The sequence below is a fragment of the Solimonas flava DSM 18980 genome (assembly GCF_000426685.1).
In the GTDB taxonomy this organism is placed as follows: Bacteria; Pseudomonadota; Gammaproteobacteria; order Nevskiales; family Nevskiaceae; genus Solimonas; species Solimonas flava.
In genome coordinates this window covers 213831-237221 of sequence record NZ_AUFV01000002.1, presented here as the reverse complement: position 1 = coordinate 237221, position 23391 = coordinate 213831, and the positions used below count along the sequence as shown (strand labels likewise).

Genomic DNA, 23391 nt, shown 5'->3' with positions numbered 1-23391 from the left:
AGCCTCGCAGTCATCCGTGACCGGACTGCACGTTCTTGGGGGGAATGGAATCGTGGATCAGGCAGCCTGCGCGACGGCCTCATTGAGCACACCGATGTCGGCGGCGCTGAGCAGCTTCTCGATGTCGAGCAGGATGATCATGCGCTGGTCGCGCGTGCCGAGGCCGGTGATGAAGCGCGTGTCGATCGCGCCGCCGAACTCCGGAGCCGGCCGCACGTCGCCGGCGTCGAGCGCGACGACGTCGGAGACGCCGTCGACGACCATGCCGACGATGCGCTGGCCGACATTGAGGATCACCATCACGGTGAAGGCGTCGTAGCGCGCGTCGTCGAGCCGCAGCTTCAGGCGCAGGTCGATCACCGGCACGATGGTGCCGCGCAGGTTGATGACGCCTTTCATGAAGTCCGGCGCGCCGGGCATGCGCGTGACGGTGTCGTAGCCGCGGATTTCCTGGACTTTGAGAATGTCGACGCCGTACTCCTCGCCGCCGAGCGTGAAGGTCAGGAACTCGGCGGCCGGCGCGGCGATGGCGGACGCGGCGGACGATGCGGATGGCGGGGCTTGCATCGGACAACTCCTCTCAGGCGGCGGCGGCGCGGGTCGCCAGGCGCACGATCTCGCCGACATCGGCGATCAGCGCGACCCGGCCGTCGCCGAGGATGGTCGCGCCCGAGATGCCGGGCACGCGCTTGTAGTGGGTTTCGAGACTCTTGATGACGACCTGCTGCTGGCCGAGCAGGGCGTCGACCTGCAGCGCCAGCTTGCGGCCCTCGGCCTCGACGATGACGAGGATCGCCTCGTGCGCGGCGCGCGGCGCGGCCGGCAGCGCGAACCATTCGTGCAGCGCGACCAGCGGCAGGTACTCGTCGCGCACGCGCGCGACCTGGCCCTGCGTGGCGACGCGCTTGATCTGCTCCGGCTGCGGCTGCAGCGACTCGACGATCGCCGACAGCGGCAGGATGAAAGTCTCCTCGCCGACCGCGACCGACATGCCGTCGACGATCGCCAGCGTCAGCGGCAGGCGGATCGTCACCGTCGTGCCCTGGCCCGGATGCGAGGCCAGCTCGACGCGCCCGCCGAGCGATTCGATGTTGCGCTTGACGACGTCCATGCCGACGCCGCGGCCAGACACGTCGGTGACCTGCTCGGCGGTCGAGAAGCCGGGCGCGAAGATCAGCTGCCAGACCTCGGCGTCGCTCATCGCCGCATCGCAGGCGATGCCGCGCTCGGCGGCCTTGGCGAGGATGCGCGCGCGGTCGAGGCCGCGACCATCGTCGGCGACTTCGATGACGATGTGGCCGCCCTGGTGCGCGGCGCGCAGCGTCAACGTGCCGGCGGCGTCCTTGCCGGCGGCGACGCGCGCCGCGGCGGTCTCGATGCCGTGGTCGAGGCTGTTGCGGACCAGATGCGTGAGCGGATCGGCGATCTTCTCGATCATGCTCTTGTCGAGTTCGGTGCTCTCGCCGCTGCTCTGCAGGCGCACCTGCTTGCCGAGCCGCGCGGCGAGATCGTGGACCACGCGCGGAAAGCGCGAGAACACGGCCTCGACCGGCAGCATGCGCGTCGACATCACCGCCTCCTGCAGCAACCGCGTGTTGCGGTCGAGCTGCGCGAGCCCTTGCTGCAGGACTTCGCTGGTCGCCGGGTCGAGGCGGTCGGCGAGCTGCTGCAGCATCGCCTGGGTAATGACCAGCTCGCCGACGAGGTCGATCATCGCGTCGATCTTGGCGGTGGCGATGCGGATCGACGCGCCGTCGCCGCGCGGTTCGCTGCGCGCCGCGCCGTCGGCGGGCGCGCGCGGCGGCGGCACCGCGGCCGCGAGCGGCGCCGGCGCGGCAACGCCGGTCGCAGCGGCAGCGCCGTCAGTCAGCGGCTCGATGCGCAGCTCGCACTCGTCCTCGACCCAGGCGAACTGCTCGGCGACCGCGGCGCGATCCACGGCGCCGCGCAGCTCGATGTCCCAGGCCAGGTAGCAGGTCTCCGGCGCCAGCGCCGCGAACGCCGGCAGCGCCGCGTCGCGCACGCTGATGCGGGCGTCGCCGAGCGTGGTCAGTTCGCGCAGGATGCGCAGCGGATCGTTGCCGCTGGCGAACAGGTCCGGATGCGGCGCGAAATGGATCGCCCAGCCCGCCGCCGGCGCCGCGGTGGCCGCCGCGGCGTTGCCGGTTGCGGTCGGCGCCGCGCCCTGCAGGCACTGCGTCAGCTCGGCATGGATGGCGTCGGCGACCGTGCGCTCGGCGACGCGCTCGTCCTGCGCCGCCTGCAGCAGGCCGCGCAACGCGTCGCTCGCGCGCAACAGCAGGTCGACGTCGGCGGCGCAGATCGCGCGGCGACCGGCGCGCATCTCGTCGAGCAGCGTCTCGAGCACGTGCGTGTACTCGCTGATCGCGGCGAAGCCGAAAGTGCCGGCGCCGCCCTTGATCGAGTGCGCGGCGCGGAAGATGCCGTTCAGCGTCTCGGCGTCGGGCTGCGCCGGATCGAGACGCAGCAGCGCCGCCTCCATCGCGTCGAGGCCCTCGAAGCTTTCCTCGAAGAACGCGCGGTGGAAGCGCTTGAGATCGATGCCGGCCATGGTTAGGGCCCGTTAGCCCAGCACGCGCTGCACGGTGGCGACGAGCTGCTCCGGATTGAACGGCTTGACCAGCCAGCCGGTCGCGCCGGCCGCCTTGCCTTCCTGCTTCTTCTCGGGGCCCGACTCGGTCGTCAGCATCAGCAGCGGCGTGAACTTGTAGGTTGGCAGCTGGCGCAGCTGGCGCACCAGGCCGATGCCGTCGAGGCGCGGCATGTTGACGTCGCAGAGCACCAGCCGGAACGGCTCGCGCTGCGCCATCTCGTAGGCCTCCTGGCCATCGGCCGCCTCGGCGACGTCGAAGCCGGCGTCGCGCAGCGTGTAGGCGACCATCTGCCGCATCGAGGCGGAATCGTCGACCGCGAGGATGCGCGCGCTCACGGCCGCACCTCGGCGAGGCACAGGCCGGCGTCGAGGCCGAGCAGGCGCGCCGCGTCGCGCAGCGTCGCGCTCGGCTCGCGCCAGACGGTCGCCAGACCGGCGCGCGCGCGGTCGCGGCAGAACGCCGCGCACAGCTGCAGGCCAGCGGTATGCACGCGCGTCACCGCGCCGCCGTCGAGCGTCAGCGGCGCGGCGTCGGCGACACGCGGCGCCAGCTGCGCGTGCAGCGCGGCGAGCTGTTCGATGCCGAGATCGGCGGGCAGTTCGAGCGTCGCGGCCGTCGCGTCGCTCGCGGTGCGGATCGGATCAGTGGACATGCGTTTCCTTGGTCAACAGCCGGCGGGGGCCACGTTGCCGATAGCGGCGGCGCGGACCCGTTCTTGAGGACGCGGACTCAGAACTCGGTCCACTGGTCCTCGGTCGCCGTCGCGGCGGCCGGGCGGCTGCCGTTGAAGCCGGGGCGGCGCGGCGCCGGCCTGGCGGGCGCGCGCGGCGCCGGACGCGCCGGCTCGCTCGCCGTGGCCAGGGCCGGCGCACCGGCCAGCCGGAAGCGCGCTACCGACGACGCCAGACCGCCCGCCTGCTCTTCCAGCGAGCGCGCCGACGCCGATGCCTCTTCCACCAGCGCCGCGTTCTGCTGCGTCACCTCGTCCATCTGCGTGATCGTCTGGTTCACCTGCTCGATCCCCTGGCTCTGCTCCTGCGACGCCGCCGTGATCTCGCCCATGATGTCCGTCACCCGCTTCACGCTGCCGACGATCTCGTCCATCGTCCGCCCCGCCTGTTCCACCAGCTTGGCGCCCGTGCCGACCCGGTCCGTCGAGTCGCTGATCAGCGATTTGATCTCCTTGGCCGCCGACGCGCTGCGCTGCGCCAGGCTGCGCACTTCGCTCGCCACCACCGCGAAGCCGCGCCCCTGCTCGCCCGCCCGCGCCGCTTCCACCGCCGCGTTCAGCGCCAGAATGTTGGTCTGGAACGCGATGCCGTCGATCACGCCGATGATGTCGGCGATCTTCTTGCTCGCGTCCGAGATCGACGCCATCGTCGTCACCACTTCCGCCACCACCGCGCCGCCCTTCACCGCCACGTCCGACGCGCCGATCGCCAGCTGGTTCGCCTGCCGCGCGTTCTCCGCGTTCTGCTTCACCGTCGACGTCAGCTCTTCCATCGACGAGGCCGTTTCCTCCAGGCTCGCCGCCTGCTGCTCGGTCCGCGCCGACAGGTCGCTGTTGCCCGCCGCAATCTCCCGCGCCGCCGTGTTGATCGTGTCGCTCGCCGCCTGGATCTGACGGATGATCTGCGTCAGCTGCCCGACGGTGGTGTTGGCGTCGTCCTTGAGCTTGCCAAACGTGCCCTTGAAATCGGCGTCGATCTGCTGCGTGAGATCGCCGCGCGCCAGCGCGCCGAACACGCGGCCGACCTCGGTCAGGCCAGCCTCGCTGGTTTCGAGCAGCTGGTTGATGTTCTCGGCGAGCTGGCGGAAGAAGCCATCCTTGCCGTCGAGCGCGACACGCCGCGAGAAGTCGCCGTCGGCGGCGGCCTTGACGATGCCGCCGACCTCGGCCTCGACCGCGACTTCGGCACTGCGGTCGAGCCATTCGACGACCGTGCCGAGACGCTGGCCCTGCTCGTTGACGATCGGGTTGACGGTCAGCGAGAAGCTGCGGCCGCCGACCTTGATCTGCGCGCGATGCGTGTCGCGCAGGCTTTCCAGCACGCGCTTCTGATGCTCCGGCGCCTTGTGGAACTGATCGATCGAGCCGCCGAGCAGCTTGCGCACGTCGAAGCTCGGCAGATCGCGGCGCAGATCGGCCTCGGCGCGCGTCAGCATCTGCACGATCGATTTATTGACGTACATGATCTCGCGGTCGTTGTTGGCGATCATGACGTTGGTGGTGACGTTGTCGAGCGCGTTCTTGATGCGCAGGTTCTCGTCGGCGAGCCGCTTCTCGGCGTCGGCGCGCTCCTGCTCGCGCGCCTGCGCGGCGAGCTCGGCGGTCATGTCCTTCCACTCGACGACGTAGCCGACGCGCGCGCCGTCGCTGTCGATCGGGTTGACGATCAGCGAGAACGCGCGGCCGCCGACGGCGATGCGCGCCTTGTGCGTCTGCGTCATGCGCGCCAGCAGGCCGCGCTGGAACGCCGGGTTCTTGTGGAAGATGTCGATGTTGGCGCCGACCACGGCGGCGGCGTTGAAGCTCGGCACGTCCTTGCGGATGTCGGCCTCGGCGGCCGCCAGCATGATGCGGATCGACTGGTTGACGTAGACGACGTTGAGATCCGCGTCGGCGACCATGACGTTGGTCTCGGCGACGTCGAGGCCCTGCTGGATGCGCGCCGTCGCCACCGCCGCCTCGCGCTCGCGCGCCTGCGTCGCCGCGACGTCGTCGAGCAGGGCGTTGATCGCTTCGCACAGCGCGCTCTCGGCGCCGCCCGCGGTGCCGCTGGCGACGCGGCGCGACAGGTCGCCGGCGCGCGCCGCCGACAGCACGCCCTGCGTCTGCTCGACCAGCGCCTGCAGGCGCGCGCGTTCGTCGCTGCGCTGCCGGCGCAGCGCGGCGAGCATGGCGCCGAGCGTCTCGCCGAGCGCGCCGGCGTCGCCGACGGCGACCTCGAGCTCGCCGCGTGCGACGGCGGCGGCGACCGCCGCGGCGCGCTGCGCCGGCCGCAGCGCCGCGCGCAGCAGCGCCGCGCCGGCGAGCGCGCCGAGCGCCACGGCGAGCGCGCCGAGCAGCAGCAGCGGCGCGCCGAGCGGCAGGCCGCCCGGCAGGGCGGCGGCGGCGATGCCGGCCAGCGGCAGCACGCCGCCGAGCACGGCACCGCGCAGCGTCGGTTGAACGGAATCGAAGGACATCGGCAACTCCTCGTATGGGTACGGCGACTCGGATCGGGCGGCCGGCGCATCTGCGCGCCGGCACGCGGGGCACCGCGAAAAGGGGTTCGAGGCGGCCGCCGCCGGCGCCACCGCGGCGCCCGGCATCGCCCCCCGACGACTCGCGGCCGCCTCGAATCCCACCCTCTTCAGCGGCGCGGGCGGGGCTTTCCTGTGGCCTCGGGGGATGAGCGGCCGCGCGGCGGCAGCCGAACGGTCAGCGCCGCGTCAGCGGGCGCCGATCCTGAAGGCGCCGAGCAGGGCGTCGACGTCGAGCAGCGTCAGCAGCCCGTGCTCGCCGGCGACGACGCCGACGAAGCGGAACGGATCGCCGTCGCGGTGCAGGTCCGGCAGCGGCTTGATGGCGTCGGCGGCGATCTTCGAGACCTGGCCGATGCGATCGACCAGCAGGCCGAAGGTCTCGCCGTCGTGGACGACGACGACGATGCGCGCATCGGCGCTCGGCGCCGGCGCCGGCAGCCGCAGATAGCGGCGCAGGTCGATCACGGTGACGACCTGGCCACGCAGGTTCATCACGCCCGGCACCACGTCCGGCGCGCCGGGCACCGGCTCGATCGGCGCCAGGCGCAGCACTTCGTGCACCTGCGTGATCGGCAGGCCGTAGTCCTGCGCGCCGAGCCCGAAGCAGACCCAGCGCGCGACCGCGTCCTCGCGCTTCGCCGCTTCGCTCACGAGGCCTGCCCCGCCGGCGCCGGCGTCGGTGCCACCGCTCCGGACACCGCCGACGCGGCCGACGCGGCCGGCACCGGTGCGGTTTCGGCCGCCGGTCCGGCGGCCGGAGTTGCCGCCGCCGGCGGCGGCAGCGCATCGGCCGGCACGCCGCCGTCGTCGGCCGCCATCACCACGACCACGACACGGCGGTTGCGGTTGCGGCCTTCGGCGCTGTCGTTGCCGGCGACCGGCCGGTATTCGCCGAAGCCGGCGACGCTCATCCGCGCCGGCGCCACGCCGGCCTGCATGAACAGGTGCACGACGCTGGCCGCGCGGGCCGCCGACAGCTCCCAGTTCGACGGGAACACGCTGGTCGCGATCGGCCGGTCGTCGGTGTAGCCCTCGATGCGCAGCGGATTCGGGAACGGCGCGAGAATGCCGGCGAGCTGGTCGAGGATCGGCACCGCCTCCGGCGCGATCTGGGCGACGCCGCTGGCGAACAGGATGTCGGTGCGGATCTCGATCTCCAGCCAGTGCTCGTTGCGGCGCACCGTCACCAGCTGTTCGCGGATCAGATCCTGCATCGCCCGCTGCACGGCTTCGGACATGCGCTGGAGCGCTTCCGGCGGCCCGCCGGCGGCTTCGCGCCCGCCACCGGCATCCGGCACCGGGCGGCCGCCGACGCGCGTGCCGGCGCGGCCGTTCTGCAGGCGCGACGGCTCGGTCTCGAAGCCGCGCATGCTCGGCGAGGTGAACATGGCGTCGGCCTGCGTGCCCTTCTCCGGCTTGTCGCCGAGCTGGATCGGGCGCACCGATTTCGGCGGTCCGCCGAAGGCCTGCGACAGCGAGTCGGCGAGCACGCGATAGCGCCCTTCGTTGACCGAGGAGACCGCGTACATCACCACGAAGAAGGCCAGCAGCAGCGTCAGCAGGTCGCCGTAGGGAATCGCCCAGGCTTCGTGATTGACGTGGTCTTCGTGCGCCTTGCGCCTGGCCATCAGTGAAAGTACCCGCGCAGCTTGCTTTCGATGTTGCGCGGATTCTCGCCCTGCGAGATCGAGATCAGGCCCTCGATCAGCATCTCGCGCACGCGCGTCTGGTCGGCGACCACGGCCTTGAGCTTGGCCGCCATCGGCAGGAAGAAGAGATTGGCGCTGCCGATGCCGTAGATCGTGGCGACGAACGCGGCGGCGATGCCGTGGCCGAGCTTGCTCGGATCGGCGAGATTCTTGAGCACCGCCATCAGGCCCATCACCGCGCCGATGATGCCGAGCGTCGGCGCGTAGATGCCCATGCCCTCGAAGACCTTGGCGCCCTGCAGATCGAGGTGCTCGCGCGTCTGCACCTCGACTTCGAGGATGCTGCGGATGGCGTCCGGCTCGGCGCCGTCGACCAGCATCTGCAGCCCCTTCTTGACGAACGGATCGCTCTCCGCCTCGACCTCGCCTTCGAGCGCCAGCAGGCCCTGCTTGCGGGCCACGCCGCTCCAGCCGACGATGCGCTCGATCAGCGCCTGGGTGTCGTGGCGCGGCGGCATCAGCACCATCTTCGCCATCTTCATGCCGTGCATGAACACGCTCATCGGCGTGTGCAGGAAGATCGACGCCAGCGTGCCGAGGATGACGATCGTGAACGCCGCCGGCGACAGCAGCGCCTCGACGCCGGCGCCCTTGAGGATCGAGCCGCCGATCACCGCGACCAGCGCCAGCGCGATGCCGGCCAGCGAGAGCTTATCCATGCGCCGCGCCCTCCACGGTCTGCGCGCGCGCCGCGGCGACCAGGCCGGTGGCATCGACGATCAGCGCGATGCCGCCGTCCGGCATCACCGTGGCGCCGGCGACGCCGGCCAGGCCGCGCAGGCTGGCGCCGAGCGGCTTGACGACGATCTCCTCGCGGCCGAGCACTTCGCGCACGACGAAGCCGTAGCGCTCGTCGCCGTCCTGCATCACCACCACGTGACGCGGTCCCGGCAGCGGCGCGAGACCCAGCCAGCGGTCGAGATGGACCAGGCGCAGCGGCTCGCCGCGTACGCGCAGCACATCCCAGCCGGCGTCGCGCGCCAGCTGCGATTCGTCGAGCAGCAGCACGTCGCTGACCGGCGCCAGCGGCAGCGCCAGGCGGCGGCCGTCGCAACGCACGATCAGCACCGCCAGCACCGCCAGCGTCAGCGGCACGCGGATGCGCAGCGTGGTGCCGCCGCCGACCACCGAATCGAGCTCGACGCTGCCGTTGAGGCGCTTGATGCGCGACATCACCACGTCCATGCCGACGCCGCGTCCGGACAGGTCCGAGACCTGCTCCTTGGTGCTGAAGCCCGGCAGGAAGATCAGCTGCAGGCAGTCGGCCGGCGACAGCATCGCCGCCGTGTCGGCGTCGATCAGGCCCTTCTCGACCGCCTTGTCGCGCACGCGCGCGGCGTCGATGCCGGCGCCGTCGTCGCGGATCTCGATGCGGATGTGGTCGCCGGTCTGGCTGGCGCGCAGCCACAGCCGTCCGACCTGCAGCTTGCCGGCCGCCAGGCGCCGGTCCGGCGTCTCCAGGCCGTGATCGACGCTGTTGCGCACCATGTGCACGAGCGGATCGGCGAGCGCGTCGACGAGGTTCTTGTCGAGCTCGGTGTCCTCGCCTTCGAGCACCACCTCGACCTGCTTGCCGAGCTGGCGGGCGATGTCGCGCGCCAGCTTCGGAAAGCGCGAAAAGACCTTGCCGATCGGCTGCATGCGCACCTGCGCGACGGTGTTCTGCAGGCTGCGCGTGATGAAGTCGAGCTCGCCGACCGCGCGCGCCGCGGGCTCTTCGAGCAGCGGCTTGACCGCCTTGAGCCGGTTGCGAACCAGCACCAGCTCGCCGATCAGGTTCATCAGCTGATCGAGCTTGTGCGTCTCGACGCGGATCGTCTCGGCCTCGGCGCGCACCATGACCGGCGCCGGCGCGGCGGCCGGCGCAGCAGACGGCATCGCGGGCGGCGGCGCGATACGCGGCGCGGTCGGCGCGGACGGCAGCGGCGGTGCGCCGGCCTTGCCCTGCAGCTGGTCGAGCAGCGCTTCGAATTCGTCGTCGCTGATGGTGTCGGCGGCGGACACCGCCGGCACGGTCGCGGCCACGGCGGCCGGAACGGCCGGCGCCTGCCCGTCGAGCAGGCCGTGCAGCGTCATCAGCAGCTCCGGCGCCGCTGCCGACGGCGCCGCGCCGGCCTGCAGCTCCGCCATCATCTGCTGGACCGCGTCGACCGCCTGCAACACCGCATCCATGACGGCGGCGTCGAGCACGCGGCGGCGGCCGCGCACCGCATTGAGCACATCCTCGGCGGCGTGGCAGACGTCGACCAGCGGCGCCAGCATCAGGAAGCCGGCGCCGCCCTTGATCGTGTGGAAAGCGCGGAACACCGCGTTGAGCAGCTCGGCGTCCTGCGGCTCGCGTTCCAGCGCGATCAGCTGCGTGGCCAGCTGCTCGATGAGCTCGCCGGCCTCGGCGAGAAAATCGGCACGGATGTCGTCGTCGCTGCTCATGCGCTCACGTTGCCCTTGCGCGGCGATCGCGCGCGGCCGTGGACTGTCGGGTCAGACGCCGAGGCTGGCGAGCAGCGCGTCGGCGTCCTGCTGGCTGGTTGTCTCCTGCCCCGGCAATGCGGGACCGGCCAACGCCGCCTTCGTTTCGGGTATCGGCATCGGCGCCGGGGTCTTGAGGGCGCCGGCGTGCGCGCCGAGCAGTTCGAGCAGCGCCGCCTCGACATCCTCGACCAGGGTGATGATGCGCTTGATGATCTGGCCGGTGAGGTCTTGGTATTCCTGCGCGGTCGCCAGCTCGCTGAGCTTGCCGCGCAGCGCCTGCGCGTCGGCCTGCAGCGCCGCGGCGAGCGGCGCGGTGCCCTGATCCTGCAGCGCCGCGGCGCCTTGCGCGATATGCGCGGCGATGCCGCGCATCTGGTCGACCAGATCGAGCGTGCGGTGCGCCGCCGCCTCGGTCATGTGCACGACGTGATGCAGGCGCGAGCGCGCGTCGGGAATCGCGTCGCCGGCCAGCCGCGACAGGCGCTCGTCGAGGCGCAGCTCGACGACCGCCGTATGCAGACGCCGCGTCAGCTCGGCGACCTGCCGGTAGAAGGCGTGATCCTGCATCTGCAGCAGCTCGGCCAGCGCCGGCGGCGCGTCGATGCTGCCGCCGCTTTCGAGCCGTTCGAGCCAGGCGCGCAGGGCGCCGATCAGCAGCTCGCGATCTTCGCTGGGCGCGCTCATGGCCTCAGGCCGTCTCGCCGATGCGCTGGAAGATCTTGTCGATCTTCTCCTTGAGCGTGACCGCGTTGAACGGCTTGATGATGTAGCCGTTCACGCCGGCCTGTGCGGCCTCGATGATCTGGTCGCGCTGCGCCTCGGCAGTCACCATCAGCACCGGCGTCTTGCCGATGCGCGCGTCGGCGCGGATCGCACGCAGCAGCTCGATGCCGGTCATGCCCGGCATGTTCCAGTCGGTGACGACGAAGTCGAAGCTGCCGGCCTGCAGCAGCGGCCAGGCGGTCTTGCCGTCGTCGGCTTCGGTGATCTGGCTGTAGCCGAGATCGCCGAGCAGGTTGCGCACGATGCGGCGCATCGTCGAGAAGTCGTCGACGACGAGGATCTTCATGTTCTTGTCCATCGGTCCCTTTCCGTGTTGGGGGAAACGGCGGCGCGCCGCGGACGCCGTTTTGCTAGATAGCGGCCGCCTCACGCCATAACTTGAGCCGCGCGCGCAGACGCAGCAGCGCCTGGCCGTGGATCTGGCAGACGCGGCTCTCGCTGACTTTCAGCACCGCGCCGATCTCGCGCAGGTTCAGCTCGCGCTCGTAGTACAGCGACAGCACCAGACGCTCGCGTTCCGGCAGCTCGGCGATCGCCCGCGCCAGCTCGCGCTGGAACTCGGCGTGCTGCAGGTGCTGCAGCGGCCCGTCGCCCGGATCGTGCGCATCGAGCGTCTCGTCGCCGTCCTCGCCGCCGTCATCGAGGCTCAGCACCTGGCAACGGGCGGCGTCGTGGACGATCGCGTGGTATTCGGCCAGGCCGATCTTCAGATGCTCGGCGATCTCCTGATCGCGCGCCTCGCGGCCGCGCGCCTGCTCGATCTCGCGGATCGCCTCGGCGACCTCGCGGTCGCGGCGGTGCACCGAGCGCGGCGCCCAGTCGGTCTGGCGCAGCTCGTCGAGCATCGCGCCGCGGATGCGGATGCCGGCGTAGGTCTCGAACGAGGCGCCGCGCGTGCCGTTGTAATGGCGCGCCGCCTCGATCAGGCCGATGACGCCGGCCTGGATCAGATCGTCGACGTCGACACTCGACGGCAGCCGCGCCGCCAAGTGGTGGGCGATGCGCTTGACCAGATCGGCGTGCTGGCGCACCAGCTCGCCCTCGTCCATCGGCGCCGGCCGTGCCGGCATCGCTGCGCCGCTCATGCGCTCACTCCCGCCGGCGCGTTGCCGGAGCCGATCAGGCGTTCGACGAAGAACTCGAGATTGCCGCGCGCGCCGAGCGGCGGTCCCCAGCTCGCGGCGACGCGCGCCAGCTCGCGCAGCGCCACCGCGCTCGGTGCGGCCGGATAGGCCGAGACCACTGCGCACTGGCGGCGCACCGCACGCTTGAGCCAGTCGTCGTGCGGCACGAAGCCCATCGAGCTCAGCGTGATGTCGAGGAAACGCTCGGACACGCGGCGCAGGTTCTCGAAGATCTCGCGCGCCTCGCGCGGCGAGTGCACCTGGTTGGCGAGCACGTGGACGCGGTAGATGCCGTGATCGCGGCTCAGGACCTTGATCAGCGCGTAGGCGTCGGTCAGCGATTGCGGGTCGCTGGTGACGACGACGATCACCTGCTGCGAGGCCTGCGAGAAGGTGATGACGCTGTCGGCGATGCCGGCCGCGGTATCGACGATCAGCGTGTCGAGCGGCCGGTGCAGGTCCGAGAACGCGCGCACCAGGCCGGCGTGCTCGGCACCGGACAGCTCGGCCATGTTGCGCTTGCCGCTCGACGCCGGCACCACCATGACGCCGGCCGGGCCCTCGATCAGCGTGTCGTCGAGCGAGCACTGCCCGGCGATCACGTGCGAGAGGTTGTACGAGGGCTGCAGACCGAGCATGACGTCGACGTTGGCGAGGCCGAGGTCGCCGTCGAGCAGCATCACGCGCTTGCCGTCGAGCGCCATGCCGACCGCCAAGTTGACCGATACCGAGGTCTTGCCGACGCCGCCCTTGCCGCTGGTGACGGCGATGACCTGTACCGGCTTGGGCGTGCGCAGGCGGCGCAGGCCGGCGGCCTGACCCGTGATTTCACTGTGCGGCATGGACGGCTCCGAACTGCAGGGCCAGCGTCGCGTCGTCGACGCGGGCCGGCGTGGTCCGCGCGAGCTGCATCGCACGCAGCACGAGGGCGTTGGCGCGTGCCAGCTCGAGGTCTTCGGGCACACGCTGGCCGTCGCAGCAGTAGGCGATCGGCAGATGGTGGCGCACCGTCGCCGACAGCACGCCGCCGATGCGCAGCGTTTCGTCGAGCTTGGTCAGCACGCAGGCGTTCGGCGCGGCCGGCGCATAGCGGCGGATCACGGCGTCGAGATCGGCGGCCTGCGTGGTCGCCGACAGCACCAGCCAGTTCTGCACGCCGTGGCCCTTGACCGCGAGCTGGGCCTGCAGCTGCGCGTCGCGCGGACCGACGCCGGCGGTATCGATCAGCACCAGCTTGCGGTCCGACAGCCGCGCCAGCACCGCACGCAGCTCGTCGGGACCGGCCGCGGTCTGCACCGGCACGCCGAGCAGGCGGCCGTAGGTGAACAGCTGCTCCTGGGCGCCGACGCGGAAGTGGTCGGTCGTCACCAGCGCCAGGTCACGCGTGCCGTGGCGCTCGGCGTAGCGCGCCGCGAGCTTGGCGAGGGTCGTGGTCTTGCCGGCGCCGGTCGGCCCGACCAGGGCGATGACGCCGCCGTCGAGCAGCACGTCGTGGCGGACCACCGGCAGGCGCCGGGTCAGCAGGCCGAGCGGCAGGAAGCGCGCGCGCTCGTCGTCGCTGGCCTCCGGCAGCTCGGCGGCGATCTCGCGCGCCAGCGTCGGCTCGACGCCGAGCTGGATCATCGTCTGCAGCGCGCGCAGGCGCTGCGGATGCTCGCGCAGCTCGCGCCAGGCCATGCCGGCCATCTGCGATTCGAGCAGCTTGCGCATGCCGCCGAGTTCGCGGCGCAGCTGCTGCAGTTCCGGCGACGGCGGCGGCGCCGGAGCCGGCAGCGGGTCGTGACCGCCGCCCGCCGGCGGCGACGGTGCGGGTGCCGGTGACGACGGCGGCTCCGGCGGCGGCGCCGCGCGGCGCACGGCCTGCTGCATCAGCGCGGCGTCGTAGTCGGTGGCGGCGACGACTTCGATGCCGTCGCCGGCGCGGTGATTCGACAGGATCACCGCCTCCGGGCCCAGCTCCTCGCGGACGAGGCGGATCGCCTCGCGCATGTTCTTCGCCAGGAATCTCTTGATTTTCATGCGAGCTCTTCTTCGCGACCTCAGGCGATGGCGCCGACCATGCGGATGCGCTTGTTGTCGGGAACTTCGTCGAACGACAGCACGTGCAATCCGGGTACGGTCTGGCGGGTGAATCGGGCGAGCAGCGGTCGCAGGCCGGCGGGCACCAGCAGCACGGCCGGCTGCCCGGCCTCTTCCTGCTTGCGTGTGCTTTCAGCCAGCGAGCGGTGCATGCGTTCGGCCAGCCCCGGCTCGATCGCCGCACCGCCGCTCTTGAGCGAGTCCTGCAGGACCTGTTCCAGCGGCGCGCCCAGCGTCAGCACCGGCAGCTCCGGCGCCATGCCGTTGATTTCCTGAACGATCTGCCGCCCGAGCGCGACGCGCACATGGCCGGCGAGCGCGACGGGATCCTGACTGCGCGCGGCGCCCTCCGCCAAAGCCTCGGCGATCACGCGCAGATGGCGGATCGGCACGCGCTCGACCAGCAGCGCCTGCAGCACGCGCGTGAACACGGTCAGCGGCAAGAGCTTCGGCACCAGATCCTCGGCGAGCTTCGGCGCCTGCTTGGCGAGCTGCGCGAGCAGCGCCTGCGCCTCGTCGTGGCCGAACAGCTCGTGCGCGTGGTTCTGGATCACCTGCGACAGATGCGTGGCGACCACCGTCGAGCAGTCGACGACGCTGTAGCCGAGCGTCTGCGCGTGCTCGCGCGCACCGCGCTCGATCCACACCGCCGGCATGCCGAACGACGGATCGGTGGTCTGGATGCCGTCGAGCGTGCCGAACACGCGGCCGGGGTTCAGCGCCAGATCGCGGTCCGGATAGACCTGGCTTTCAGCGACCGGCACGCCGTGCACCAGCAGGCGGTAGCTCGACGGCTGCAGTTCGAGGTTGTCGCGGATGTGCACCGGCGGGATCAGAAAGCCGATGTCCTGCGTGAGTTTCTTGCGCACGCCCTTGATGCGCGCCATCAGCTCGCCGCCCTGGCGCGCGTCGACCATCGGGATCAGGCGATAGCCGACTTCAAGGCCGATCGCGTCGGTGCGGCCGACGTCGTCCCAGCCGAGTTCGGCCGGCGCGCTCGGCGCGGCCGGCGGCGGCGGCGCGGCAGCGGCGCTGCGCTGCCGCTTGGCGAGCAGATACGCAAGCCCGCCGCAGCCGGCGGCGAGCAGCAGGAAAACGAGGTTCGGCATGCCCGGCACGAAGCCGATCAGCGCCAGCACCAGCGCCGCGATCGCCAGCACGCGCGGCTGGCCGAAGACCTGGCCGACGACCTGCTGCGACATGTCCTGCGACTTCGACATGCGCGTCACCAGCACGGCGACCGCGGTCGACAGCAGCAGCGACGGCACCTGCGCGACCAGACCGTCGCCGATCGCCAGCAGCGTGTAGTTCTTCAGCGCGTCGGCCAGACCGAGGCCGTGCTGCATGGTGCCGATCAGCAGGCCGCCGATGACGTTGATGACCAGGATCAGGATGCCGGCCAGCGCGTCGCCGCGAATGAACTTGCTGGCGCCGTCCATCGAACCGTAGAAGTCGGCCTCCTCGCGCACCTCGTTGCGGCGCTCGCGCGCTTCCTCGCGCGTCATCAGACCGGCGTTGAGATCGGCGTCGATCGCCATCTGCTTGCCGGGCAAGGAATCCAGGATGAAGCGCGCCGAAACTTCCGAGACGCGCTCGGCACCCTTGGTGACGACCATGAAGTTGACGATCGTCAGGATGATGAAGACGACGAAGCCGACCGCGTAGTTGCCGCCGACCACGAAGTTGCCGAAGGCCTCGATGACGCGGCCGGCGGCGTGCGTGCCCTCGTGGCCGTGCAGCAGCACGACGCGCGTCGAAGCGACGTTCAGCGCCAGACGCAGCAGGGTGACGAACAGCAGCACGGTCGGGAACGCCGAGAAGTCCATCGGCCGCAGCACATAGACGACGCCGAGCAGCACGACGATGGCGATCGCGATGTTCAGCGTGAACATCAGATCGAGCACCGGCGTCGCCAGCGGCACGACCATCATCGCCAGCACCATCAGCAGCAGGATCGGTGCGGCGAGGCCCTTGCGTTCGAGGCCACGCAGGTTCTGCAGGAAGGCGCTGAGGTTCATCGTGTACGGGCGGTTTTATTCGTCGGGCTGCCCGTCCGGCACCTCGCCGAGGTCGGGCTGCGACGGCGGTGCAGGCCGTGTGCCAGGCGTGGCGCCGTGGCCGGCCGCGTACTGGCGCAGCTGATAAACGTAGGTGAGCACCTGCGCGACGGCGGCGTAGAGGCCGACCGGGATCTCCGCGTCGAGCGCCGCGCTGCGGTACAGCGCGCGCGCCAGCGGCGGCGCCTCGACGATGGCGACTTTCGCGTTGCGCGCCGCCTCGCGGATCGCCAGCGCCACCTCGTCGATGCCCTTGGCGACGACGCGCGGCGCGCGCATCTTCGGCGCGTCGTACTTGAGCGCCACCGCGTAGTGCGTCGGGTTGACGACGACCACGTCGGCACCGGGCACCGCGGCGATCATGCGGCGCCGCGAGCGCTCGGCTTGCAGGCGGCGGATGCGCCCTTTCACTTCCGGACTGCCTTCGGCCTGCTTGAACTCGTCGCGCACTTCCTGGCGCGTCATGCGCAGGCGCTTGAGCGACGCGAACCATTGATACGGCGCGTCGATCGCGGCGATCACCAGCAGACCGCCGGCCAGCCACAGCAGCGCATCGAGCGCGAGCGCGAGGCCGTCGCCGATGCCGGCGGCGGTATCCATGCGCACCAGCGCCAGAAAGCCGTCGCGGTGCCGCCACAGGAAAGTCGCGGCCAGCGCGCCGAGCAGCGCCGACTTGATGACGCCCTTGCCGAGCTCGACCAGCGCCTGCGACGAGAACACGCGGCCGAGGCCGGTGATCGGGTTGATCTTGCCGGCGTCGAAACGCAGCGCCTTGACCGAGAAGTTCCAGCCGCCGAGCAGCAGCGGCCCGACGATCGCGGCGACCAGGCCGGCGACCAGCAGCGGCAGCACGATCAGGAAGCCCTGCGCGAACAGGGTACCGGCCCAGGCCAGCAGGCGCTGCGGATCGTCGAGCAGCGCCGCATCCGGCTGCAGCGCGCGCTTGAGCCAGCTCGCGCTGCGTGCGGCGATGCCCGGTCCCGCCGCCATCAGCAGCAGCACGCCGGTGCCGACGACGACCGCCGACGCCAGCTCGCGGGAGCGCGGCAACTCGCCGCGTTCGCGGGCTTCGCGCAGGCGTTTGGGTGTGGGGCGTTCGGTGCGCTGCGGATCGCTCATGGCCACCGCCGCCCGGACAAACCTCCGGCGACGCAGGCGCTTGAACCAACCGCGGGTTCATTCGCTCGTTCTGCTACGCGGGGTGCTGGATTCCACCTTGGATTTCGCGCTGACGCGCGCCCTACTTCTCTTTGCTTGTGCAAAGAGAAGTAGGCAAGAGAAACACACCCCTGGCTTACGCGCCCCTGCTTCGCAGGGGTTCCCTGCGATGCTCGCCGGCCCGGCCGGCGCTGAAACTCGCGGTGCTGCGCACCGCTCAAACAGTCAGCGCCGGACAGCCCCGGACCGGCTGCGCTTCTCGGCGCTGCGCAAAGGGGACCCAAAAGAAAACAGCAAAGCGTGCTTGGCGCGAGACTCTGCTGTTGCCTTTGATGTTCGGGTCCCCTTGGGCCGCACCGAGCAGCGCAGCGCGCGCAGGGAATGGCCGGCCAGGATGGCCGGCCAAGTCGTCGTCGCGGCAGGGATGCCGCGTCGGCGACGGTCCCGAGCACGTGAGCAGCACAGGGCACTTCGCGCAGCGAAGTGCGGCCCCAGGGGTGTGCTTTCTTTTGCTTACTTTTCTTTGCACAAGTAAAGAAAAGTGAGGCGCGCGTCAGCGCGAAATCAAAAGCCCGATCAGGGACCCCACGCAGCAACATGAGAGCAGCAGCCCTCACTGCAGCCATCCCGCCAACGCCATCCAGCCACCGTCGAACAAGACCTCGATATGTTCGAGCATCGCCGGCATCGCCAGATACAGCAGCACCAGACAGCCGATCAGGCTCAGCGGAAAGCCGACCGCGAACAGGTTCAGCGCCGGCGCCGAGCGGCTGATGACACCGAGCGCGAGATTCACCGTCAGCAGCGCGATCAGCAGCGGCAGCGCCAGCGCCAGACCGCCGGCGAACAGCTGGCCCGAGAAGCGCAGCACGCTGCCGACCTGCGCGATGCCGACGCCATCGTCGGCGACCGGCATCAGGCTGAACGAGCGCGCCAGCCAGCCGACCAGCTGCAGATGGCCGCCGAGCGCGAGGAACAGCAGCGTCGCCGAGATCGTCAGGAACTGGCCGATCACCGGCGTCGACACGCCGCGCAGCGGATCGGCGAGCGTCGCGAAGCTCAGGCTCGCGCTCGCCGAGATCAGCTCGCCGGCCAGCGTCACCGCCTCGAACACCAGCTGCAGCGTGAAGCCGATCAGCAGGCCGATCGCCAGCTGCTGCAGCAGGATCGCCCACCAGTCGGCGCCGAACAGTCCCACCGGCGCCGCGGCCGGCAGCTGCGGCGCGATCAGCAGCGTCAGCAACAGCGCCAGCAGCATGCGGATGCGTGCGCTGACGCGCGCCGAGCCGAGCACCGGCGCGATCAGCAGCGCCGAGCTGATGCGCGCCAGCGGCCACGCGAACTGCTGCAGCCAGGCGATCAGTTGCGCGTCGGTGAAGCGCATGCGCTCACGCCCGGGACGCGGCGGCCGTCGTCGCGGGGCGCGCGGCGACGAAGCAAGCCGGCGGCAGCGCCCGATCGGACAGCGCAATGGACAGCGCAACGGACGGCTGCGCGGCGCTCGCCATGACGGGCTTCGCCATCAGTTCAGCAGCCCCGGAATCGACTCGATCAGCTGGCGCGTGTACTCGACCAGCGTGTGCAGCATCCACGGTCCGGCGACGATCAGCACCGCGGCGAGCGCGATCAGCTTGGGAATGAAGCTCAGCGTCATCTCGTTGATCTGCGTCGCCGCCTGCACGATGCCGACCAGCACGCCGACGGCGAGCGCCGCCAGCAGCAACGGCGCCGCCAGCAGCAGCGTCAGCCACAGCGCGTCGCGTGCCAGCGTGAGAACGGTCTCGGGCGTCATCGCGCGTCAGCCGGCGGCGTGGAACGAGGCGGCGAGCATGCCCATCACCAGCGACCAGCCGTCGACCAGCACGAACAGCATCAGCTTGAACGGCAGCGATACCAGCATCGGCGACAGCATCATCATGCCCATGCTCATCAGCACGCTCGACACCACGAGGTCGATGACGACGAACGGAATGAACAGCAGAAAGCCGATCTGGAAGGCCGTCGTCAGCTCCGAGGTGACGAACGCGGCGGCCAGCACCGTGAACGGGATATCGTCCGGCGTCGCGTAGGCCTCGTGTCCGGCGATCCGGGTGAACGTCATCAGATCGGCATCGCGCACCTGCGCGAGCATGAAGCCACGCAGCGGCCTGGCGCCGGCGGCCAGCGCCGGCTCGAACGCGAGCTGGCCGTCCATGTACGGCCGCGCGCCGTCCTCGTAGACCTTCTGCAGCACCGGCGCCATCACGAAGAAGCTCAGCAGCAGCGCCAGGCCGACGAGGATCTGATTGCTCGGCGTCTGGTTGGTGCCGAGCGCCTGGCGCAGCAGGCCGAGCACGACGATGACGCGCGTGAACGCCGTCATGCACAGCAGCAGCGCCGGCAGCAGCGTCAGCAGCGTCATCAGCAGCAGCACTTCGACGTTGACGCTGTACTGCGTCGCGCCGCCGCCGATCGGCGTCGCCGTCACGCCGGGCAGGCCGGCGGCGGCGGCCGCGCCGGACCCGCCGGCGCACAGCAGCGCGAGCAGGGTCAGGCCGGCGCGCACGCGCCCGTTCGGGGTCCGGCTCATGGTGCGCTCCGCGGGCCGAGCAGTTCGCGCAGGCGCGTCGCGAACGCGCCTTCGGCCGGCATCGCCGCACCGGCGTCCGGCGCGACGTCGGGCGCGACGTCGGGCGCGGCGTCGAAGCGATGCAGCAGGCTGACACCGCCCGGCGCGACGCCGATCAGGAAGTGCGCCTCGCCGGCGCGCAGCACGACGACGCGCTCCTTGCCGCCGAGCGAGGCGCCGCCGAGCACCTGCAGCAGGCCGCCGCGCGCACCGCGCCACTGCTGCAGGCGCCGCGCCGCCCAGCCGAGCGCGACGATCAGCAGCAGCACCACGACCAGACTGCCGAACGCGCCGGCGACGCTCGCCGGGCCCGGCGCGTGCGGCACGCCCGGGGCGGCCGCGACCGCGGGCGCGACGGCCCCGGCCGGCGCGGCGCTGAGGGTCTCGCTCACTTGAGCTTGCGAATGCGTTCGGCCGGGCTGACCACGTCGGTCAGGCGGATGCCGAACTTCTCGTTGACGACGACGACCTCGCCGTGCGCGATCAGCGTGCCGTTGGCGTAGACGTCGAGCGGTTCGCCGGCGGCACGCTCCAGCTCGACGACCGAGCCCTGGTTGAGCTGCAGCAGATTGCGGATCGGCACGCGCGCGCGGCCGACTTCCATCGACAGCGTCACCGGCACGTCGAGAATGACATCGAGATTGACGTCGCCGCCGCCGCTCGGCAGCGGGCGGTCCTCCAGCGTCTGGAAGGTGGCGCGCGCCGCTTCCGGCGCCTTGGTGGTGCTCACGGATGATTCTCCACGGTGAAGACAGTCAGCGGGGGGCGTGCCGCGCCGGACGACGGCGTGCGCGCGGGCAGGATCGGACGACGGCAGGGCCGCGCGCTCATACGGCCTCGCGCAGGCTGGCCGGCATGCTGGCGCGGCGGATCACTTCCTGGACGCGGACGGCGTTGCGGCCGTTGGCGACGCCGAAGCTGCCGCGGAACAGCGGCACGTCCTCGACGCACAGCTCCAGCGTGCGCGGCAACGTCACCGGAATCACGTCGCCGGCCTTGAGCTGGGTCAGCTGGCGCAGGCTCATCGTCGCGCGCAGCAGCTCGCAGCTGGTCTCGACCTCCAGATCGCGGACCTGCTCGCGCAGCGCCAGCGGCCAGCGCTCGTCCTTGTCGCCGCGGTCGGACTGGATGCCGGCGTCGAGCAGATCGCGGATCGGCTCGAGCATCGAGTACGGAAACGTCAGGTGCAGATGACCGCCGCCGCCTTCCAGCTCGATCTTGAACTTGCAGACGACGACGATTTCGCCGGGCGAGACGATGTTGGCGAAATGCGGATTGACCTCGGAGTTCAGGTACTCGAAGTCGAGACCGAGCACCGGGCTCCAGGCTTCCTGCTGATCGGCGAACACCTGGCGCAGCAGCAGCTGGATCACGCGCATCTCGGTCGGCGTGAACTCGCGGCCCTCGATCTTGGTCGGCAGACGGCCGTCGCCGCCGAAGAAGTTGTCGACCACGGTGAACACCAGACGCGGTTCGAAGATGCACAGCGCCGTGCCGCGCAGCGGCTTGACGCGGATCAGGTTGAGGCTGGTCGGCACGAACAGCGAGTGCGTGTACTCGGAGAACTTCACCGTCTCGATGCCGACCACCGTCAGCTCCGGCGTGCGGCGCAGCATGTTGAACAGCGAAATGCGGAACAGGCGCGCGAAGCGCTCGTTGACCATTTCCAGCGTCGGCATGCGGCCGCGCACGATGCGTTCCTGCGAGGTGAAGTCGAAGGGACGCGCCTCGCCCGGCGCCGCCGGTGCCGGCGTGGTATCGACCTTGCCGGAGTCGACGCCGTGCAGCAGCGCGTCGATCTCGTCCTGCGAGAGAAGATCGTTGCTCATTGCGTGACGAAGCTCGTGAAGTAGACCGCCTCGACCAGCGGCTTGCCGGTTTCCTCGCTGAGGATCTTCTGGATCTCGGCGAGCACCGTGGCCTGCAGCTTCTCCTTGCCGGCGCGCGTGGCGATGTCCTGCTGCTGCTGTTGCGAGAACAGCAGCAGCAGGGTGTTGCGGATGCGCGGCTCGTGCAGCTTGATGAGGTCAACGGCATGCGCGTCGCGCGTCATCAGCTGCACCTGTACCTGCAGGAAGCGGGTGTCGTCGCTCTCCAGATTGACGACGAAGGCCGGATCGAGCGGTACGTAGTTCGGCGGCTCCTTCTTGGCCGCCGCGGCGGCGGCCTCGCCGCCTTCGGCCTCGGCCTGCGCGGCCGCGTCCCGCGCCGCCAGCTCGTGGCGCGTCAGCATGAAGCTGATGCCGGCGCTCGCGCCGGTCGACAGCACGACGGCGATCAGGATCGCCGGCAGCGGCGATGCGCTTTTCTTCGGGGATGCAGCGGACTTCGTTTCGTCGGTGGCGGCGCTGGCCATCTCGGGTCCTGGAACGGCGTTGCGATGCCGACGCCGAGCAAGACGTGTTCCAGACCCGGCGCCTTCGCCGCGAACGGTCGCCGCGCGGCGCCGGATGGCGACGAGCGCCGCTGCCGCGCTGGTTTCCCGTCATCGCGCCGGTCTGCGGCGCGATCGGCCAGGTCCGCAAACCGACACAGCGCGCCGGAAATCCGGCAGCGGCGCGCGCATGCGGCGCGACGGATTTCAGGCGTAGGCGTCGACCAGTTCGAGACGACCGACGCGGCGCACGCGCGTGGCCGTCGCACCCGCCTCGTGCGGCGCGTCGAAGGCGGCCTCGCCGCCGCGTTGCGGCGCGACGCGCGCGTCGACCTGCGCGCGCAGCAGCTGCAGGCCCTGCACGCTGAGCAGCTCGCGCAGCTGCGGCAGCGCGTTCTGCAGCAGCGCGCGCGTCGCCGGCTGCGCCGCGGTGAAGGCGATCTGCGCCTCGTCGCCGCGGATCTGCACGCGCACCGTGAGGCTGCCGAGATCGAGCGGATGCAGCTCGATGCGCGCCTCGCCCAGACCGCTGTCGGTGATCCAGACGATGCGCTCGCCGAGCGCGTCGGTGAACTCGGGGTGATCGGGCGGCAGCGTCATCGGCGGCGGACCAGCCGCTGTCGATGACGCGTCGGCCAGCTGCGGCGCGCCGGCGAGCGCGCCCGGCAAGGCGGTCGCAAGGCCGCCGAACGGCGCGGGATCGGGCGCCGCCACCGCGGCCGGCGGCGCGTCGGAATCCGGCGCGTCGCCGCCGTCGTCCGCCGGCGCGGCAAGGGCAAACAGCGGCGGCGGCGCGCCGTCGGGCCGCGCCGGATTCAGATCCGCGCCGGACGGCAGCACTGCGGCGGCAGCCGGCTTCGGCGCCGCGGTCGCCGTCGCGGCAGCGGTCGCCGCCGATGCCGGCGCGGCGGGCATGGCGCCGCCGCGCACGGCCTCGTCCGTCGCCACCGCCGGCGCCGCGAGCGCCGCGCCGGTCGCGAGTCCGAGGCTTTGCCGCAGCAGCGCGAGCCAGTCGCCGGGTCCGGCGGCAGGGGCCGCAGCCGCATCCGCAGCCGCAGCCGGAGCGGCCGCGGACGCGTCATCCGCGGCACGGGCCGGGTCCGCGCCGTCCGCCGCTGCCGCAGCGTCGGCGTCGGCGTCGGCTTTGACTTCGGGTGGCGTGA

24 protein-coding genes are annotated in these 23391 nt (G+C 71.3%); all 24 read right to left on the bottom strand.

All coding sequences use genetic code 11. From position 1 onward, the window contains the following. Nucleotides 1-57: 57 nt before the first annotated feature. The gene (locus K343_RS0103790) at nucleotides 58-567 is read right to left on the bottom strand and encodes a chemotaxis protein CheW (protein ID WP_051277918.1); all 510 of its coding nucleotides are present in this window, start codon (nucleotides 565-567) and stop codon (nucleotides 58-60) included. Between the two features lie 13 nt (nucleotides 568-580). Then, nucleotides 581-2572, bottom strand: coding sequence for a chemotaxis protein CheA (locus tag K343_RS0103785; RefSeq protein WP_028006916.1), 1992 nt, complete (start codon nucleotides 2570-2572; stop codon nucleotides 581-583). 12 nt (nucleotides 2573-2584) lie between these two features. Next, nucleotides 2585-2950: a response regulator gene (locus K343_RS0103780; RefSeq protein WP_020650243.1), complete on the bottom strand. Its 366-nt coding sequence runs from the start codon at nucleotides 2948-2950 to the stop codon at nucleotides 2585-2587. Then, nucleotides 2947-3267 carry an STAS domain-containing protein gene (locus tag K343_RS0103775; RefSeq protein ID WP_051277917.1) on the bottom strand — a complete coding sequence of 107 codons (321 nt, stop codon included), beginning with the start codon at nucleotides 3265-3267 and terminating at the stop codon, nucleotides 2947-2949. Before K343_RS0103775 ends, K343_RS0103780 begins: the two co-directional genes overlap by 4 nt. A 77-nt stretch (nucleotides 3268-3344) precedes the next feature. Then, entirely contained in the window at nucleotides 3345-5804 is a 2460-nt protein-coding gene (locus K343_RS25145; RefSeq protein ID WP_281169371.1) for a methyl-accepting chemotaxis protein, read from the bottom strand. A gap of 246 nt (nucleotides 5805-6050) precedes the next feature. Then, a complete protein-coding gene (locus tag K343_RS0103765) occupies nucleotides 6051-6515 on the bottom strand; it encodes a chemotaxis protein CheW (RefSeq protein ID WP_028006913.1) in 465 nt (154 codons plus the stop codon). Beyond that, nucleotides 6512-7492 carry a flagellar motor protein MotD gene (motD, locus tag K343_RS0103760; protein ID WP_028006912.1) on the bottom strand — a complete coding sequence of 327 codons (981 nt, stop codon included), beginning with the start codon at nucleotides 7490-7492 and terminating at the stop codon, nucleotides 6512-6514. Before motD ends, K343_RS0103765 begins: the two co-directional genes overlap by 4 nt. Beyond that, on the bottom strand, nucleotides 7492-8232 hold the full coding sequence (locus K343_RS0103755; RefSeq protein WP_028006911.1) for a flagellar motor protein: 741 nt from the start codon (nucleotides 8230-8232) through the stop codon (nucleotides 7492-7494). The genes motD and K343_RS0103755 overlap by 1 nt, the downstream gene beginning before the upstream one ends. Then, complete coding sequence (locus tag K343_RS20870; RefSeq protein ID WP_043112108.1) at nucleotides 8225-10003, bottom strand: chemotaxis protein CheA; 1779 nt, start codon at nucleotides 10001-10003, stop codon at nucleotides 8225-8227. The genes K343_RS0103755 and K343_RS20870 overlap by 8 nt, the downstream gene beginning before the upstream one ends. A 51-nt stretch (nucleotides 10004-10054) precedes the next feature. Beyond that, a complete protein-coding gene (locus K343_RS23205; RefSeq protein WP_051277916.1) occupies nucleotides 10055-10729 on the bottom strand; it encodes a protein phosphatase CheZ in 675 nt (224 codons plus the stop codon). 4 nt (nucleotides 10730-10733) lie between these two features. Next, nucleotides 10734-11126, bottom strand: coding sequence for a chemotaxis response regulator CheY (locus K343_RS0103740; protein ID WP_028006910.1), 393 nt, complete (start codon nucleotides 11124-11126; stop codon nucleotides 10734-10736). Nucleotides 11127-11178: 52 nt separating this feature from the next. Beyond that, nucleotides 11179-11913 carry an RNA polymerase sigma factor FliA gene (locus tag K343_RS0103735; protein WP_051277915.1) on the bottom strand — a complete coding sequence of 245 codons (735 nt, stop codon included), beginning with the start codon at nucleotides 11911-11913 and terminating at the stop codon, nucleotides 11179-11181. Then, on the bottom strand, nucleotides 11910-12794 hold the full coding sequence (locus tag K343_RS0103730) for a MinD/ParA family protein (RefSeq protein WP_028006908.1): 885 nt from the start codon (nucleotides 12792-12794) through the stop codon (nucleotides 11910-11912). The genes K343_RS0103735 and K343_RS0103730 overlap by 4 nt, the downstream gene beginning before the upstream one ends. Continuing rightward, complete coding sequence (gene flhF / locus K343_RS0103725; protein ID WP_028006907.1) at nucleotides 12781-13971, bottom strand: flagellar biosynthesis GTPase FlhF; 1191 nt, start codon at nucleotides 13969-13971, stop codon at nucleotides 12781-12783. The genes K343_RS0103730 and flhF overlap by 14 nt, the downstream gene beginning before the upstream one ends. Nucleotides 13972-13991: 20 nt before the next feature. Beyond that, nucleotides 13992-16049 (bottom strand): flagellar biosynthesis protein FlhA, encoded by a 2058-nt coding sequence (flhA, locus tag K343_RS0103720; protein ID WP_028006906.1) that lies wholly within the window; start codon nucleotides 16047-16049, stop codon nucleotides 13992-13994. 15 nt (nucleotides 16050-16064) lie between these two features. Continuing rightward, nucleotides 16065-17207 (bottom strand): flagellar biosynthesis protein FlhB, encoded by a 1143-nt coding sequence (gene flhB / locus K343_RS0103715; protein WP_028006905.1) that lies wholly within the window; start codon nucleotides 17205-17207, stop codon nucleotides 16065-16067. A 652-nt stretch (nucleotides 17208-17859) separates the two neighbouring features. Continuing rightward, nucleotides 17860-18630, bottom strand: a complete 771-nt coding sequence (gene fliR / locus K343_RS20860; protein WP_051277914.1) for a flagellar biosynthetic protein FliR — start codon at nucleotides 18628-18630, stop codon at nucleotides 17860-17862. 138 nt (nucleotides 18631-18768) lie between these two features. Next, nucleotides 18769-19038, bottom strand: a complete 270-nt coding sequence (fliQ, locus tag K343_RS0103700) for a flagellar biosynthesis protein FliQ (RefSeq protein WP_028006904.1) — start codon at nucleotides 19036-19038, stop codon at nucleotides 18769-18771. A gap of 6 nt (nucleotides 19039-19044) precedes the next feature. Then, nucleotides 19045-19815, bottom strand: a complete 771-nt coding sequence (fliP, locus tag K343_RS0103695) for a flagellar type III secretion system pore protein FliP (protein ID WP_051277913.1) — start codon at nucleotides 19813-19815, stop codon at nucleotides 19045-19047. After that, entirely contained in the window at nucleotides 19812-20246 is a 435-nt protein-coding gene (gene fliO, locus K343_RS23200) for a flagellar biosynthetic protein FliO (RefSeq protein WP_051277912.1), read from the bottom strand. The genes fliP and fliO overlap by 4 nt, the downstream gene beginning before the upstream one ends. Beyond that, the gene (gene fliN / locus K343_RS24990) at nucleotides 20243-20584 is read right to left on the bottom strand and encodes a flagellar motor switch protein FliN (protein WP_020650224.1); all 342 of its coding nucleotides are present in this window, start codon (nucleotides 20582-20584) and stop codon (nucleotides 20243-20245) included. The genes fliO and fliN overlap by 4 nt, the downstream gene beginning before the upstream one ends. A gap of 97 nt (nucleotides 20585-20681) precedes the next feature. Continuing rightward, entirely contained in the window at nucleotides 20682-21683 is a 1002-nt protein-coding gene (gene fliM / locus K343_RS0103680) for a flagellar motor switch protein FliM (protein ID WP_028006902.1), read from the bottom strand. Beyond that, the gene (locus K343_RS0103675) at nucleotides 21680-22210 is read right to left on the bottom strand and encodes a flagellar basal body-associated FliL family protein (protein ID WP_028006901.1); all 531 of its coding nucleotides are present in this window, start codon (nucleotides 22208-22210) and stop codon (nucleotides 21680-21682) included. The genes fliM and K343_RS0103675 overlap by 4 nt, the downstream gene beginning before the upstream one ends. 225 nt (nucleotides 22211-22435) lie before the next feature. Further along, nucleotides 22436-23176 (bottom strand): flagellar hook-length control protein FliK, encoded by a 741-nt coding sequence (locus K343_RS24335; protein WP_154662434.1) that lies wholly within the window; start codon nucleotides 23174-23176, stop codon nucleotides 22436-22438. Between the last annotated feature and the right edge of the window lie 215 nt (nucleotides 23177-23391).